1 protein-coding gene is annotated in these 541 nt (G+C 51.4%); it reads left to right on the top strand.

Annotated features, from left to right (window positions below; all coding sequences use genetic code 11):
- The coding region (locus tag KNQ13_RS15805) for an RNA-guided endonuclease TnpB family protein (RefSeq protein WP_214773287.1) at positions 1 to 541 on the top strand (541 nt) is incomplete at both ends.

Here is a 541-nt window from a genome sequence, read left to right as displayed (position 1 = left end):
GGACGGCACGGTGTACAAGAATGACCGTTACTTCCGAACGCTTGAGAAGAAGCTCGCACGTGAACAACGAACGTTGTCCCGTCGTCAACGCATCGCCCTGAACAAGAAAGTAAAACTTTCCGAGGCAAAGAACTATCAGAAGCAAAAGCGGAAGGTCGCCCGCATCCACGAGAAAATCGCCAACAAGCGAGACGATTTCCTTCACAAGGTGTCAACCGAGATCGTCAAGAACCACGACGTCATCGGCATCGAAACCTTGCAGGTGAAGGACATGAAGAAGAACCGCAAGTTGAGCAAGTCCATCTCCGAGGTCAGTTGGTCAGAGTTCTTCCGCATGCTGGAATACAAGGCGGACTGGTATGGGAAGACCGTCGTGAAGGTCGCGAAGACCTTTGCTTCCAGCCAACTATGCTCCAGTTGCGGGCATCAACACAAAGACGTGAAACATCTTAGTTTGCGTGAATGGACATGCCCGATTTGCGGCATCCACCACGATCGTGATGTGAACGCAGGACTGAATCTCAAACAAGAAGCAGAACGC

It is taken from the genome of Exiguobacterium sp. s128 (assembly GCF_018618815.1).
In the GTDB taxonomy this organism is placed as follows: Bacteria; Bacillota; Bacilli; order Exiguobacteriales; family Exiguobacteriaceae; genus Exiguobacterium_A; species Exiguobacterium_A antarcticum.
The sequence above is the reverse complement of the archived record's forward strand: the minus strand, read 5'-3'. Positions and strand labels throughout refer to the sequence as shown.